Source organism: uncultured Aquimarina sp., from assembly GCF_947492405.1.
Classification (GTDB): Bacteria; Bacteroidota; Bacteroidia; order Flavobacteriales; family Flavobacteriaceae; genus Aquimarina.
In genome coordinates this window covers 213,517-227,573 of sequence record NZ_CANLMP010000008.1, presented here as the reverse complement: position 1 = coordinate 227,573, position 14,057 = coordinate 213,517, and the positions used below count along the sequence as shown (strand labels likewise).

Here is a 14,057-nt window from a genome sequence, read left to right as displayed (position 1 = left end):
CTTTTTAACGGTACATAATTAAACAATAGCACATAAAAAATAAATATTTTAATTAAAAAAGTATATATTTACACAATATGTTAAATATCTAACAAAATGAAAACTATAACAGATTGTGTTCACAATATACTTAGGCATCAACCATTTTTAGAAGATGCATTATCCAGAGATATCATTAATTTTAGTTCTCTTGCCACTGATTTATTACCTCAAGTAGAAAAAGAAATGCGAAAACCTGTAAAACCAGGATCTATTGTCATGGCATTACGAAGATACCATCCTAAAAGGATTAAACATTCTGAAAACCTGGGTAGTTTAGGAGATATAGTAGTGCGATCCGGTATTACTGAATATACTTTCTTAAATTCTAATACTATTCTTACTAGTCAATCTAATCTATTAAATACTGTAAAAGATAAAACAAAGACCTATTTTACATATTCTAGTAATTTCCAAGAAAGTAATATACTCGTATCTTCCTCTTTAAAAGAAATTGTGGAGGATCATTTTAAAGGTGAAACTTGTATTTCTGTAGCTGACAATTTATCTTCTATGTCTATTGCACTACCTGATGATAGTGCTAGATCTATTGGACTATACTTTTATATTTTTAAGCTTTTGGCCTATGAAGGTATTCCAGTTTTTGAAATCATATCAACTTCCAATTATTTTACGTTGTTTCTAGAAAAAGAATATGTAAACGATGCTTTTTTGTTAATGAATGAAATAAAGGAAAATTAAAAACAATTATAAAAAAAGCCCTGAAAACAGGGCTTTTTACTATTCTTATTTATTGGTATTTACCAAATGTTCACTCGCTTCTCCGGAGCTAAATACATTTCATCTCCTTCTTTAATATTAAAAGCATCATAAAATGCCTGAACGTTTAACAAAGGTTGTATTGCCCTAGTTGTTCCTGGAGAATGAGGGTCAGTCTTAATCTGTGTTCTTAATGCATCTTCTCTAATCTTTGTTCTCCATACGGTAGCCCAAGACATAAAGAATCGTTGCTCTGGAGTAAATCCATCAATATCTTCAGGTCGACCATTTTCAGCTAAATGCATTTGTAATCCATCATAGGCTCCCAATACTCCACCTAGATCTCCAATATTTTCTCCAAGTGTAAATTTACCATTGATAAATACACTATCTAATACTTGGATAGCACTATATTGCTCTGCAAGCGCATCACCTCTTTCTGTAAACTGTTTAAGATCATCATCGGTCCACCAATTAGAAAGGTTACCTTCTGCATCAAAACGAGCACCTGAATCATCAAAAGCATGTGATATTTCGTGACCTATTACCGCACCAATTCCACCATAATTAACCGCTTCATCTGCCGTATAGTTATAAAATGGAGGTTGTAAAATTGCAGCTGGGAATACGATTTCATTAAACAACGGATTAAAATATGCATTTACTGTCTGAGGAGACATCCCCCATTCTGTTTTATCAACTGGCTCTCCAATTTCATTTATATTTTTCTTGAATCCCCATTCGGAAACTGCCATCATATTTTCAAAATATGAGTTTCCGTCTTTCACCGCTAGGCTAGAATAATCTTCCCACTCATCTGGATATCCAATTTTTACCGTAAACTTATCTAATTTCTGAATAGCTTTAGTTTTCGTGCTATCACTCATCCAATCCAGCACTTCAATTCTTTTTTGATATGCCTTGATTACATTCCCAATCATCTTCTCTGCTTTTGTCTTTGCTTCTGGCGGAAACTTAGCATCTACATATAATTGTCCTATTGCTTCTCCTACAGAACCGTTAACTCTTGCTAGAGCACGTTCTTCTAATGGTCTTTGTTTGATAGCTCCATTAAGTGTCTTACTATAAAAATCCCAATTTGCCTTTTCGATTTCCATAGAAAGTGCTCCTGCAGCCTGATTCAATGTTGACCATCGCATTACCGTCTTAAGATCCTCAATACCAGTTCCTTTAAGAACATCTTGTAACTTACTCATGTATTTAGGTTGCATAACAATTACTGAATCTAATTGCTTTTTCACATCTAAATCTTTCATCAATTTATTCCAATCAATTGCTGGAGTCATTTCTGAAAGCTGCTCCATTGATCTTGGATTATTAAAGTTTCTAGTATCTCTACTCTGAACTTTATCTAGTCTTGGTTCTGCTAATTTAGTTTCAATTGCTAAAATAGTTTCCGCATTTTTACGTGCTTGTTTCTCTGTTTCTCCAATGTATTGAAGCATTCGCGTAATATGATCCACGTACTGACCTCTAATCTCTACAGATTTTTCATCTTGATCCAGATAATAATCACGATCCGGTAACCCCAATCCTCCAGTAGAAATGTATGGAGCATTGATCTCACTATTACTTAAGTTAGGAAAAGAAACTAATCCTGCGAATGGAGCAGAAGCTGCTATTTCTGTAGCCAAAACCGTTTGTAAGTCATTTAAATTCTTTATTCCAGCAATTTTATCTAAAGTAGGTTGTAATGGGGTCACACCAGCTTTATCTCTCGCTACAGTATCTATAATCGATTCATAAATCAATAAAGCTTTATATTGATCAGTTCCTGCAGAATATTTACCACTAGACTTTGCCTTTTCAAGAATCTCGAGTACATCATAGTCTGTTTTTTTTCTTAATACACCAAAACCTCCCCATCGAGTTCTATCTTCTGGAATTTCTGTATTTTTCATCCAACTACCATTAACATAGTTGTAAAAATCTTCTTTTGGACTAATACTTGTATCCATATTACTCAAAACAATACCCGGTATTTTTTCTACCTCAGCTATTGTTTCAGGCTGATTTTCACCATCTTTCTTGACTTCATTTTTGCAACTTGCAAAAGCAATTATCAATGTTGCCAAAAAATACACTTTTCTCATTTTTTTAATCATTTTATTAGTATATTAAGTTTAGTTCTTCTGAATATGACGTATAAATTGAGGATTCGTTACTCATATCGAACCCGGAAAGATATATAAATTGTAAAAATGTAGGAAATTCTTTATAAAAATTTAACTTAAAGCGATACAAAAAACAATCACAAACTATTGATTAACAATATTTAACATACATCTAAACTTTTTTGATTAACAAAATATTAAGCTTAAATCATTAGAGAAATAAGATGATTCTATTGTAAAATTGAGATTCATAACCCTAATTCAAATCTTAGAACTTCCACAAACTTCAAAATCTACTTTAGCAAACGAGTATCAAAACTAAAAGGTTCTATTTCGATCAGTTTTACTAAATCAAAATCGGGATGCAAAGGATTAATAAGAAGATTTTGTTCTCTAGGTACTATAATACTAGGAACCTTTAATCCTAATTGAACATTCTCTGATATCCAATTCATTGCAAAATGTTGAATACCTGTAGATGGAGGAATCTTATTCCAATCTTTTGGTAATTCTTTAATATCTATTGTAGAAGTTAATTCATCTGGTAATTCTATCGTAGCAATTGCCATATTATCAGGAAAATATGCAGCTGGAAGATGCGCAAGTACTTCGAGAACGGAAAGAGCCACAGTAGTACTTGTGTATAAGACTGCAACCCCTTTGGGATTCCATCTACCACCAACAGTTTTTGCACCAATACCGGTTAAGTCTTTTATATATTTTTGTTTAGCAATTCTATATACCAGCATTATGCAAAAATTCCGTGCTCTATACGAACTAACTCTTCATTTAATAATTGAAATCCAAATGTAGTATCAAGAAGTTCTTTAGGCTTTTTGGTAGCTAATGCTATATTGGGATGTTCCATCCATCGCTTGAAACGGTCTAAATCACCAAAAATATTCTCACCCCTAGCATAAAGTTTAGCTAATTGTAGTGCTTTCGCACTTGCCTCTGTACTCAACTTCTTATTTAATTCATAGCGTTGTATAGTACGTTCCGATAAATGCAAAACGTGTGCTAATTCACTTAGATCAAAATCGATCGTTTTCGCAAGATGTACTAATGCTCTTTTATCTATCCCGTTACGAGATAATTCTATAAAATCGTAAATATTACGTAGAGGAATATCCAAATTAAGATACCTTAACAAACCTTCACTTTCTAAACCATCGTAATCTAATGGGGATACTGCGCTCATAATACAAATGAATTTATCACGACAAAAATACAAAAAAAAATGACAAATGACTTTATTCTTCTATAATTAAATCCAATTCTCCACTTACTTCTTCTAATCGCGCCTCCATAGACCGAATTGCAATAGTAGATAAATAACGCCCAAGGGGTAAAACAGGTTTAATAGCTAATTCTTCCTTATTTATGTCATCAGGTAACAGAGACACGGAAGACGGTATTATTTTAGTTTGTTTTAGGTTAATAATATAATTACTTTCTAATCTCTTTAAAATTTCCTGAGTATGTCCATATCGTACATTTCTTAATGTAGTTAATGGAGCTTCAAGCTGTGTGGTTGTTTTGGCGATCTTATGCTCTTCTTCATTAGCTATAACCAAATGTTTAATTCTTACTTTCTCTTTTAGATCTGGAAAAGAATCATGTAATACTTTTTTTAATACCTCTTCTATACCTCTAGATACCCTACCTCCAATATTATCATAATATCCAGCATCCGCATATTGATCAGATTTTAATATATCCGTATCCGTAATTTTTCTAATCTCACCAACTGGCGTTATATAGGGAAAACTGGCATTAATACGCATAGCCGTAGCAAGTGCGATAGAATTATTAGGATAGCTGGATTGTACATTATCCAAAAAATCATTCATCCCTGTTAATGGTCTTAAATGGGAATACCTTACCGGACTGATAATATTATAATTTCCGGTTTGTGTATGTGTTGTATTAATTAATAATAAGGGAGGAATCTGTTGATCTGTACTATGCAAACTATCGTTTGGAATATTTTTATAAAAAGATAAAAACTCTTTATCAAGGATATTTTGACCTTCTTTATCATAAAAATACTTTTCATGAGCTTGGGTCCATTGTTCTTCTAATAGTTGTCCCCTGTTTTTAAAATTAAATAGACTAGTAACTTCTTTAAACAAATCTCTTCCCAATAAAGAAAGTAAAGCTACCGATAGATAATTTTCTTTATATATAATACTAGCCTTATATGTAAGATTAGGATATTCTACACCTTTAGGAATTCTAAAATTAGACTTTTCTCTATTGAGGCTTGTATTTCTTGCTTCTGCAAAAAACATAGAATTCCCTACACTACCTCCAGAAGCACCTGTTAATGAAAGTAAGTTCTCTTCGAAATAAGCTCCATTAGACTTTTCATACAAGTAACTATGCACCAAAAATGACCAAAGTCCGGCTCTAGACCCTCCTCCTTCTGCAGAAACCATTATAATAGGAAAAGTTTTATTATTATTTTTAATAATCTCTTCCCTACTCTTTAACCAATGATATATATAAGTATCTAATGTAGGTCTAAGAACTGTGGTTTCCTTAAGGTTGAGCTGATAATGGTCTGATGTGTCAGAAAAGAACCTAGCAGAAAAAACACAAAACACAGTAACAATTGAAAGAAGTGGTAGCTTAATCCTTTTACCCATCAAAATTAATAAGAAACAAATCATAAAAAGACTTAGCAAAGAAAGAATCAAGATAGATAAGGGATTTACACCACTCGCCAGATAAGGATAGAAATTCAGAATCAAAAATGTAATCAACAATATAAAACCAGATGATATAATCATTCCATAAAAAAGTTTCTTTGGAAAACCGTTAAGAAACCTATAGCTATTAAACGATAAGGTAGAAAACAAAAGTGCTAAAGCACAGTTAGAAAGAAACAGCTTACCTAAATCTTTCTCAGCTTGTGTATTTAAGGTTCCTAATGATATTATTAAAAGTATTAATCCAATGGAAACACCAAAAAAAATAATCGTTGTTTTAGAACTTCGGCTAAGAAATCCTTTTAAAACTTTATATAGTTTAGGTTCGGATAATAATAACAACAAAAAAATAATCAATATTAGAGTATTCGTTGGGTCTAGAAATTTTGTATAGGTATTTTCTAAACCAAATAATTCCATTGCATTAAGAATGCTCAGTGCTGATATTGCTAATAATAGGATAGCGAGAATTCTTGGCAATGTTTTTCTCATATGAATTCTAGTCATATAAGGATAACTAGCTGACTCACTTCTATCCTGAAATTTATAATGTTGATTAGGAATAAAACCTATAAGATTAGAAAGAGAAATATCTTTATAATTATGAAAATAAAAATATTTAGGAGCATTCCATATTAAGAAGGCTGCGATTATAAGTAAACTAAAATATAAAGGAACTTCTAATAGAAAAGTATCGGCTTGATTAAGAATCAACAGTAGATCTACCGTTTGAGGAAAGTGCCATAGTGCCAGATAGACTGCCCCAATAAAAAAAATACTAATCATATTATTAGTTAATTCTCTTAAAAGGTTTTTAAACCAAACACTGAATCCTTGGAAAAATAATAATAGTTTGACGATCATTATAACCAAATTTAGAATTAAATATCCTTAAATCATTACCTAATTTAAAAATAACAACTAAAAAAGTAGATCATTGCTATTTTCTATGATTTAGAGTAAAAAAGCAACAAACTAACAATCAACATGTTAATAAAAATATAAAATTTAACATTTGTCTAAACACCCGTATTTATAGGTCTAACGAGATATTTTGGAAAATTAATGTTATAAAAATCAATATTTAAACTGAAAAAGTACGGTTTTAACATAAAAAAAATGTATCTTGTCGTTGATTATGTGTTTTACAACGATAAAAACACTCTTAACGTAAGAAAAAACTTACTTTTTTAATTACAGTTTAACCCAAAAACTGAACCTTATGAAAAAACTATTACCCCTATTAACATTACTTTTTGCAAGTGTAACATTTGCGAATGTAAAAATCGACATTTCTTATAAATTAATGTCTGTGACCGAGAATACCGTAATTAACGGATTAGATGAAAATACTGAAGAAGGAGTAATTTTTATAACAGAAAGTTTACATATAGAAAATGGAGTTCGCATTAAGATTAGAAATGCTTGTTTAGTCATTTTAGGAGATATTTCTGGAAATGGAATTCTTGATGTGGATGAAACAGCAACGGTTACTTTAGAAGGAGAGAAAAAAGGAAGAGTTACCTTTATAGATAGATTTCTAGCAGACTCCACTTGTCAGCAAAACACTGGAAATAAAACTTTTAAGCACGTAAGAGAAATACCCACTGGAGTTAAATATAGTCTTTATACACTTTCTGGAAGATTATTAGATAGCGGTATAATTGATGAATACATCCATAATTATGTGGATCCCAAAACATATCTTATTAAAGTAGAAGGGTATAAACTAAGAAAAATAGTTTTTAAAAATTAAATCAATCATAAAAAGTAAGGTTTTATGATAGCACGGCAGTAATTGCCGTGCTTTTTTTATTACACTTTTAAACTTTTTTTTTGTACAATCTAAAATTTAGGTTTCTTCCGAACAAAACGATATTTTTGAAACAAAATAATTGTGTATGATTTCCGTATCGACAGCGTTATCTATAATTTCAAAAATACCCTATACTCCAAATCCAAAAACCGTTCTATTAAAGGATGCAAATGGATTAAACCTTGGTGAGGATATCATCTCTCGAATACATATGCCTCCCTTCAGACAATCTGCAATGGATGGCTATGCATTGTTACTTCATGATAAAAATTCGTATCAGATTATTGGCGAAGTAAAAGCAGGAGATTCACAAAATTATTTATTAAAACCAGGACAAGGTGTTCGTATTTTTACTGGAGCGAGAGTTCCCGATGATGCTAATACTGTAGTAATTCAGGAAAAAGTCAATAGATCAGAAAACACTATAACTATTGATAGCGAAATACACCCCAATCAAAATATTAGAGCAATAGGAGAACAAATAAAAGAAGGAGATACAGCATTAATTAAAGGAACAAAATTAACTCCTGCAGGCATTGGATTTCTAGCCGGTTTAGGAGTAACTAAAGTTGCCGTTTACGCTCCTCCAAATGTCGCAATTATTACTACTGGTAATGAGCTTATAACCCCTGGAGAAAAACTTAAAGAAGGAAAAATTTACGAAAGTAACTCTATACAATTAGAGACTGTATTGGAACAATTACATATCAAAGAAATTAACAAATATGTAGTACAGGATGAATATGAAAGTACTAAAGAAACAATACGACAAGCTATAAACGATAATGATCTAGTATTAATTAGTGGTGGTATTTCTGTTGGAGATTATGATTTTGTAAAAGAAGCTTTATCAGAACTACATACCGAAGAGTTGTTTTATAAGATTAAGCAAAAACCTGGAAAACCTTTATTTTTTGGTATCAACAACAAGACTATGATTTTTGCGCTACCTGGTAATCCTGCTTCTTCACTCACTTGTTTTTATATCTATGTACTACCAATCATCCAAAAAATGATGGGGATTAACGCAATAGGTCTTAACAGAACCACAAAAATTATAACCAAAGACTTCGTTAAGAAAGGAGATAGAGCACAGTTTCTTAAAGCAAAAGTATCCGGTGAAACTGTAGAAATTCTGGAAGGTCAAAGTTCTGCTATGTTATATACCTATGCTATTGCCAATGCATTAGTTTATGTCCCAGAACACATAGATAATATTGAAAAGGGAAAATCAGCTGAAACTATTTTATTACCTATATAGTTTTTTCTCTTTTTCAAAAAGAATACAGCATTTATTTTAGTATAAATTAGTACACTCCTTTTTTATTGAATAAATCATAAAAATTTCTGAAAGAGTTTATTCTTTGTATTTTTCGTTATATCTTGCAGGAAACAACGCTTTCATGTATCATATAAAAAGTAGAATTTGGATAGAAGGAGAAGAAGGGGTTTTTCTTGGAGAAGGACGAATTAAAGTCTTAAAAGCAATTATGGTAGAAGGTTCTCTTTCTAAAGCTGCTAAATCTTTGGGAATGTCATATAAGAAAGCTTGGAATTTAGTTGATTCTATTAACAAAAACGCCTCAAATCCTGTCATTATTACTAATACTGGTGGTAGCGGTGGTGGCGGAACAGAAATTACAGCATACGGAGTAAAAATGATAACTGCTTTCGAAAATATTAATAAAAACTGTTGGGATTTTCTAGATCAACAACTAAAAGAGTTACAGCTATGATTTTAGGAAAAGATCAGGATATAACAGGAATTATACTCGCTGGTGGAAAAAGCAGTAGAATGGGTCAGGATAAAGGTTTAAAACTTCATAGAGGAACGCCATTTATACAACATATCATACAAGCAATAGAAACGATTACTGATAAAATTCTAATCATTACAGCTAATACCCACTACCAAACATTTGGTTATCCTTGTGTTCCGGATATTATTCCTGATCAAGGTCCTATTGGTGGTATTTATACTGGTTTAAAACATACCAAAACAACACAGAATTTAGTTTTAAGTTGTGATGTCCCTTTTGTAAAACCTCTTGTTCTTAATAATCTTATTTCTGAATATGAATCCAATTATGATGTTGTAACATATGAGGATATTCCTCTGATTACTTTATATAATAAGTCGGTAGAAACAACATTTTTTGAAAGTATTCAAAAACAACATCTTAGTCTCAGAAAAACACTTTCTAAATTAAAAGTAAAAAGCATTCCTATTTCAGAAAGTATAGAACCTTATGTAAAAAACATCAATACACCTCAACAATATAAAGAAGCAAGTCAATGGAATTAAAGGTTTTATATTTCGGAATGATTGCAGAAGTTACAGGTTGTAATGAAGAAATTATTTTATTGGAATCTAACAGTAATGTAGATCAACTAGAAAATCTATTAAAAGATAAATATCAAAATTTGCAACATTTATCATTTAAAGTAGCAATCGATAAAGAAATTTCGGCAAACGACACCTTGCTTAATCCTAATAACGAAATAGCATTATTACCTCCTTTTTCTGGCGGTTAAAAAAAATAAAACAATGAATAAAAGAAAAACAGTTTTTATAGAAGGACCTATCACCCCTTCTTTTATCGCAAATTCTATAGAAAAGCATCAAACTAAAACTACGATCGGGGCACACGATATATTTTTAGGCCAAGTACGAGCAGATAAAATTGAAGGAAAAATTGTTCAAGCGATCGATTATTCTGCTTATACTGAGATGGCAGAAGGTAAATTTCATGAAATTCGTGAAGCAACTTTTAGTAAGTACGATCTTACTTGTATGCATATTTATCATAGTTTGGGAAAGGTAAAAGCCGGTGAAATCTGTCTTTTCGTATTCGTTTCTGCTCCACATAGAAAAGTTGCTTTTGAAGCATTAGAATTTTTAGTAGAAGAAATAAAAAAAGAAGTGCCTGTATTCGGAAAAGAAGTTTTTGAAGATGAAACTCACGTTTGGAAAGTAAACAAAGTTTAATGTATGTAGTTAGGCATTGAAAAAATCGCAATTGAAATCCTAATAAACAATTAAACAAAAAAATACAATCAAACAATCTAAATGGTAGATATTACACATAAAAATAATACCCTTCGTACCGCAGTAGCGCAAGCAATCGTTAAAGTCGGAAGTACAGAAACTATAGAAGCTATTGTATCCAGGAATATTCCGAAAGGCGATGTTTTTGAAATGGCAAAAACTGCAGGTTTGTTTGCAGTAAAAAGAACCAGTGATATGATTCCGGACTGTCACCCATTGCCTATTGAATATACAGCTATAGATTACAAAATCAACAATCTCGAAATTACGATTGAGATGACCGTAAAAACAATCTATAAAACAGGTGTGGAGGTTGAAGCCATGCATGGTGCATCTGTGGTTGCCCTAACGATGTATGACATGCTAAAACCTGTAGATAAAAATGTAGAAATACAACATATCAAACTACTACGTAAGAAAGGTGGCAAATCTAGTTACCGTGATAGTGGAGAACCTTTTACCGCTGGAGTAATAGTATGTTCCGATTCTATATCAGCTGGACAGAAAGAAGATAGAGCTGGTAAAGCTATCATAACCAAGCTAGAAGAATGCGGAGTTACTATTAATACCTACACGATTATTCCTGATGAAATAGATCAGATCCAGCAGCAAGTAAAACAATTAGAAAAAGCTGGTAATGATCTTATAATTTTTACCGGTGGTACAGGATTGTCGCCACGCGATGTAACACCAGAAGCAATTTTACCTTTAATCGAGCGTCGTATTCCAGGAATCGAAGAAGCAATACGTACTTATGGACAGGATCGTATGCCATATGCTATGCTCTCCAGAAGTGTCGCTGGAGTAATTGGAGAATCTGTAGTCCTCGCTTTGCCAGGTTCTACAAATGGTGCCAGAGAATCCATGGAAGCAGTTTTTCCTGCGATATTACATACCTTTAGGATTCTGAAAGGTGCTAAACACGATGGAAATTAAAGATAGTAATGTGATTAAAGAAAATCAAAACATATTAACAGATAGTTTCGGTCGTAAACATACATATCTTAGGATTTCATTGACAGAAAAATGTAATCTTAGATGCACCTATTGCATGCCTGCTAACGGGATTCCGCTAAGTCCAAAAGAACATCTGATGTCTGCAGACGAAATCTATATGATTGCCAAAGAATTTGTAGAATTTGGGGTTACCAAAATTAGACTAACCGGCGGAGAACCTATGGTACGAAAAGATTTTCCTTTGATACTGGAAAAACTAGCCAGTTTACCTGTAGAATTAGGGATTACAACCAATGGAGTATTGGCAGATCGTTTTATCCCAATATTAAAAGATAGCGGAGTGAGGACTATTACCATCAGTATAGATTCACTTCATAAAGATAAGTTTGAGAAAATTACACGCCGTAATGAATTCCAAAAAGTTTGGAGTACGATACAGCTTTTTCAAAAAGAAGGTTTCAAAGTCAAATTGAATATTGTTTTAATAAAAAACTTTAATGAGAATGAAATTATTGATTTCATTAATCTAACTAAAGATCAAAATATCGTTGTTCGTTTTATAGAATTTATGCCATTTGATGGAAATCAATGGAATATGGACAAACTGGTAACACAACAGGAAATCTTGGATAAGGTAAATTACACTTTTCCTTTGCAACTAACGCGATTAGACGATGCACCTAATGATACTTCCAGAAACTATAAAATCACTGGATATATAGGCAGTTTTGCAATTATCAGCTCTGTTACTAATCCTTTTTGTGACAGCTGTAATCGCATCCGCATCACTGCAGACGGTAAACTAAAAAATTGTTTATTCTCTGGTAAAGAATTTTCATTATTACAACCACTAAGAGCAGAACAACCTATACTTCCTGTTATACAATCTGCATTAGAACATAAATTTGCCACCAGAGGAGGAATGGATACTCCAGAAAAATTAAAAGACCCAGAGTTACATTCTAAAAATAGAAGTATGACAAGTATAGGTGGTTAGTTTCTGAATATTCTTTTTGTCATACATTTCCAAAAAAACCATTATATTTAGGCTTATATCCTAATAAGGCCCCTAAAACAACCTTATCTGAAGATTAACTAACGTAAGATCTAAGCACAAAACATATTCTATGAATAAAAAATCATGGTTAAAATCTGAAGCAGCCATATACACCATATACGGAATATTATTTGGCTGTATGTTTCCTATTTTGGCTACGAGTATAGATATTACAAAAATGGGATTGGATTTTTCATGGAATTCTATCGTATATGTACAAAAACAATATCCAATTCATTATATTATTGATACTGCTCCCCTATTTCTTGGTTTGTTCGCCATGTTTGGAGGACGTAACTTGGATAAACTGAAAGAGAAGAACACGCAAATCCTTCAAGCTTCTAAATTTAAACAGGATTTCTTAGCTAATATGAGTCACGAAATTAGGACGCCTATGGTGGGTGTTATAGGTATGATTGATTTACTATTTAAAAATACCGAATTAAATGATTTACAAAAAGAATATGTTACCACGATTCATCAATCTTCACAGAATTTATTAGATATTTTAAACCAGATTCTAGATTTATCAAAAATGGAAGCGGGAAAGTTTACACTATCTCCCAAAGGAATTAATCTTAAAAAGTTAATAAATCAAAATGTAGATCTATTTCTTGCCAATAGCAAAGCAAAAGGAATTGACCTGGTTTCTGAATATCCCGATACCTTGCCAGAACATATTTATGCAGATGATAACAGGTTGATACAAATATTATCCAACCTTATCGGTAACGCCATCAAATTTACCAATAAAGGTACGATTACCATAAAATCATCTTTAGTTTCCAAAAAAAATGAAGAACTGACCATTAAAATAGAAGTGATTGATTCTGGAATTGGTATTAGTAAACAAGATCAGGAGTCTCTTTTTAATCGTTTTAGCCAAGTACATAACGATGCTATTTTAATTGGAGAAGGAAGTGGATTAGGACTTACTATCAGTAAAAAATTAGTGGATCTAATGAATGGAAAATTAGGTGTACATAGCGAAGTAGGAAAAGGGAGCAATTTTTGGTTTACTTTCAAAACTAAAATATCTGATACAATAGCACCAACAATTGACAAAGTTTTTGATAAGAGCAAAGATCAAAAATTCGATCTTCATGTTTTGTTAGTAGAAGATTCTGACACCAATATACTTGTTTCCAAACAAATTCTTAAGTACCTGGGTTGTACGGCCGATGTCGCTAAAAATGGAAGAAAAGCTCTAGAAATGTTTGAAGAAGATGTTTATGATCTTATTTTAATGGATATCAATCTTCCGGAATTAGACGGTGTAGAAACCTGTAAATTGATCCGTAAAGGTTATAAAAAAGTACCTCCTGTTATTGCAATTACCTCTAACGCCCTACCTGGTGACGCAGAACGATTTATTGCAAAAGGATTAGATGATTATATTACCAAACCTTTTACTACAGAAATACTTAATATAAAACTTAGAAATTGGTTTGGCGATCACAGTGGTTATCATTAACATTAAGAAAACCTTTCTTTAGCATAAAAGATAACATATTTTATAAAAAATGTCCTAAAACCTATTATTAAGGAACGATCATGTTTATTTATAAAC

14 protein-coding genes are annotated in these 14,057 nt (G+C 31.9%); 10 read left to right on the top strand and 4 right to left on the bottom strand.

The features are described 5' to 3' along the window. Nucleotides 1-96 precede the first annotated feature (96 nt). Nucleotides 97-741, top strand: a complete 645-nt coding sequence (locus Q0829_RS24225) for a hypothetical protein (protein WP_298547838.1) — start codon at nt 97-99, stop codon at nt 739-741. A 59-nt stretch (nt 742-800) separates the two neighbouring features. On the opposite strand, the gene Q0829_RS24220 is transcribed toward Q0829_RS24225, so the two are convergent. The 4 genes from Q0829_RS24220 to Q0829_RS24205 form a co-directional block, all read right to left on the bottom strand. Continuing rightward, nucleotides 801-2,873: a M13 family metallopeptidase gene (locus Q0829_RS24220; RefSeq protein WP_298547837.1), complete on the bottom strand. Its 2,073-nt coding sequence runs from the start codon at nt 2,871-2,873 to the stop codon at nt 801-803. A 314-nt stretch (nt 2,874-3,187) separates the two neighbouring features. Then, the gene (locus tag Q0829_RS24215; RefSeq protein ID WP_298547836.1) at nt 3,188-3,643 is read right to left on the bottom strand and encodes an RES family NAD+ phosphorylase; all 456 of its coding nucleotides are present in this window, start codon (nt 3,641-3,643) and stop codon (nt 3,188-3,190) included. Beyond that, nucleotides 3,643-4,095, bottom strand: coding sequence for an antitoxin Xre/MbcA/ParS toxin-binding domain-containing protein (locus tag Q0829_RS24210; RefSeq protein ID WP_298547835.1), 453 nt, complete (start codon nt 4,093-4,095; stop codon nt 3,643-3,645). Before Q0829_RS24210 ends, Q0829_RS24215 begins: the two co-directional genes overlap by 1 nt. A gap of 52 nt (nt 4,096-4,147) precedes the next feature. Next, complete coding sequence (locus Q0829_RS24205; protein WP_298547834.1) at nt 4,148-6,472, bottom strand: hypothetical protein; 2,325 nt, start codon at nt 6,470-6,472, stop codon at nt 4,148-4,150. Between the two features lie 358 nt (nt 6,473-6,830). Here Q0829_RS24205 and Q0829_RS24200 point away from each other — a divergent pair, with 358 nt between their 5' ends. From Q0829_RS24200 to Q0829_RS24160, 9 genes are all read left to right on the top strand, one after another. Then, nucleotides 6,831-7,364: a hypothetical protein gene (locus Q0829_RS24200; RefSeq protein WP_298547833.1), complete on the top strand. Its 534-nt coding sequence runs from the start codon at nt 6,831-6,833 to the stop codon at nt 7,362-7,364. 145 nt (nt 7,365-7,509) lie between these two features. Continuing rightward, nucleotides 7,510-8,685, top strand: a complete 1,176-nt coding sequence (glp, locus tag Q0829_RS24195; RefSeq protein WP_298547832.1) for a gephyrin-like molybdotransferase Glp — start codon at nt 7,510-7,512, stop codon at nt 8,683-8,685. Nucleotides 8,686-8,827: 142 nt separating this feature from the next. After that, a complete protein-coding gene (locus Q0829_RS24190; RefSeq protein ID WP_298547831.1) occupies nt 8,828-9,160 on the top strand; it encodes a LysR family transcriptional regulator in 333 nt (110 codons plus the stop codon). Further along, nucleotides 9,157-9,729 carry a molybdenum cofactor guanylyltransferase gene (locus Q0829_RS24185; protein ID WP_298547830.1) on the top strand — a complete coding sequence of 191 codons (573 nt, stop codon included), beginning with the start codon at nt 9,157-9,159 and terminating at the stop codon, nt 9,727-9,729. Before Q0829_RS24190 ends, Q0829_RS24185 begins: the two co-directional genes overlap by 4 nt. Beyond that, nucleotides 9,720-9,959, top strand: coding sequence for a MoaD/ThiS family protein (locus tag Q0829_RS24180; RefSeq protein ID WP_298547829.1), 240 nt, complete (start codon nt 9,720-9,722; stop codon nt 9,957-9,959). The genes Q0829_RS24185 and Q0829_RS24180 overlap by 10 nt, the downstream gene beginning before the upstream one ends. A gap of 13 nt (nt 9,960-9,972) precedes the next feature. Further along, entirely contained in the window at nt 9,973-10,413 is a 441-nt protein-coding gene (locus tag Q0829_RS24175; protein WP_298547828.1) for a molybdenum cofactor biosynthesis protein MoaE, read from the top strand. Between the two features lie 81 nt (nt 10,414-10,494). Beyond that, complete coding sequence (gene moaCB / locus Q0829_RS24170; RefSeq protein WP_298547826.1) at nt 10,495-11,409, top strand: bifunctional molybdenum cofactor biosynthesis protein MoaC/MoaB; 915 nt, start codon at nt 10,495-10,497, stop codon at nt 11,407-11,409. Then, on the top strand, nt 11,399-12,427 hold the full coding sequence (moaA, locus tag Q0829_RS24165; RefSeq protein ID WP_298547823.1) for a GTP 3',8-cyclase MoaA: 1,029 nt from the start codon (nt 11,399-11,401) through the stop codon (nt 12,425-12,427). The genes moaCB and moaA overlap by 11 nt, the downstream gene beginning before the upstream one ends. 130 nt (nt 12,428-12,557) lie before the next feature. Further along, a complete protein-coding gene (locus tag Q0829_RS24160) occupies nt 12,558-13,961 on the top strand; it encodes an ATP-binding protein (RefSeq protein ID WP_298547821.1) in 1,404 nt (467 codons plus the stop codon). Nucleotides 13,962-14,057: the final 96 nt, after the last annotated feature.

Excerpts from the sequence above, each read along its gene's own strand:
- Q0829_RS24225 (WP_298547838.1), top strand. The coding sequence starts at position 97 with ATGAAAACTATAACAGATTGTGTTCACAATATACTTAGGCATCAACCA.
- Q0829_RS24220 (WP_298547837.1), bottom strand. The coding sequence starts at position 2,873 with ATGAGAAAAGTGTATTTTTTGGCAACATTGATAATTGCTTTTGCAAGT.
- Q0829_RS24215 (WP_298547836.1), bottom strand. The coding sequence starts at position 3,643 with ATGCTGGTATATAGAATTGCTAAACAAAAATATATAAAAGACTTAACC.
- Q0829_RS24210 (WP_298547835.1), bottom strand. The coding sequence starts at position 4,095 with ATGAGCGCAGTATCCCCATTAGATTACGATGGTTTAGAAAGTGAAGGT.
- Q0829_RS24205 (WP_298547834.1), bottom strand. The coding sequence starts at position 6,472 with ATGATCGTCAAACTATTATTATTTTTCCAAGGATTCAGTGTTTGGTTT.
- Q0829_RS24200 (WP_298547833.1), top strand. The coding sequence starts at position 6,831 with ATGAAAAAACTATTACCCCTATTAACATTACTTTTTGCAAGTGTAACA.
- glp (WP_298547832.1), top strand. The coding sequence starts at position 7,510 with ATGATTTCCGTATCGACAGCGTTATCTATAATTTCAAAAATACCCTAT.
- Q0829_RS24190 (WP_298547831.1), top strand. The coding sequence starts at position 8,828 with ATGTATCATATAAAAAGTAGAATTTGGATAGAAGGAGAAGAAGGGGTT.
- Q0829_RS24185 (WP_298547830.1), top strand. The coding sequence starts at position 9,157 with ATGATTTTAGGAAAAGATCAGGATATAACAGGAATTATACTCGCTGGT.
- Q0829_RS24180 (WP_298547829.1), top strand. The coding sequence starts at position 9,720 with ATGGAATTAAAGGTTTTATATTTCGGAATGATTGCAGAAGTTACAGGT.
- Q0829_RS24175 (WP_298547828.1), top strand. The coding sequence starts at position 9,973 with ATGAATAAAAGAAAAACAGTTTTTATAGAAGGACCTATCACCCCTTCT.
- moaCB (WP_298547826.1), top strand. The coding sequence starts at position 10,495 with ATGGTAGATATTACACATAAAAATAATACCCTTCGTACCGCAGTAGCG.
- moaA (WP_298547823.1), top strand. The coding sequence starts at position 11,399 with ATGGAAATTAAAGATAGTAATGTGATTAAAGAAAATCAAAACATATTA.
- Q0829_RS24160 (WP_298547821.1), top strand. The coding sequence starts at position 12,558 with ATGAATAAAAAATCATGGTTAAAATCTGAAGCAGCCATATACACCATA.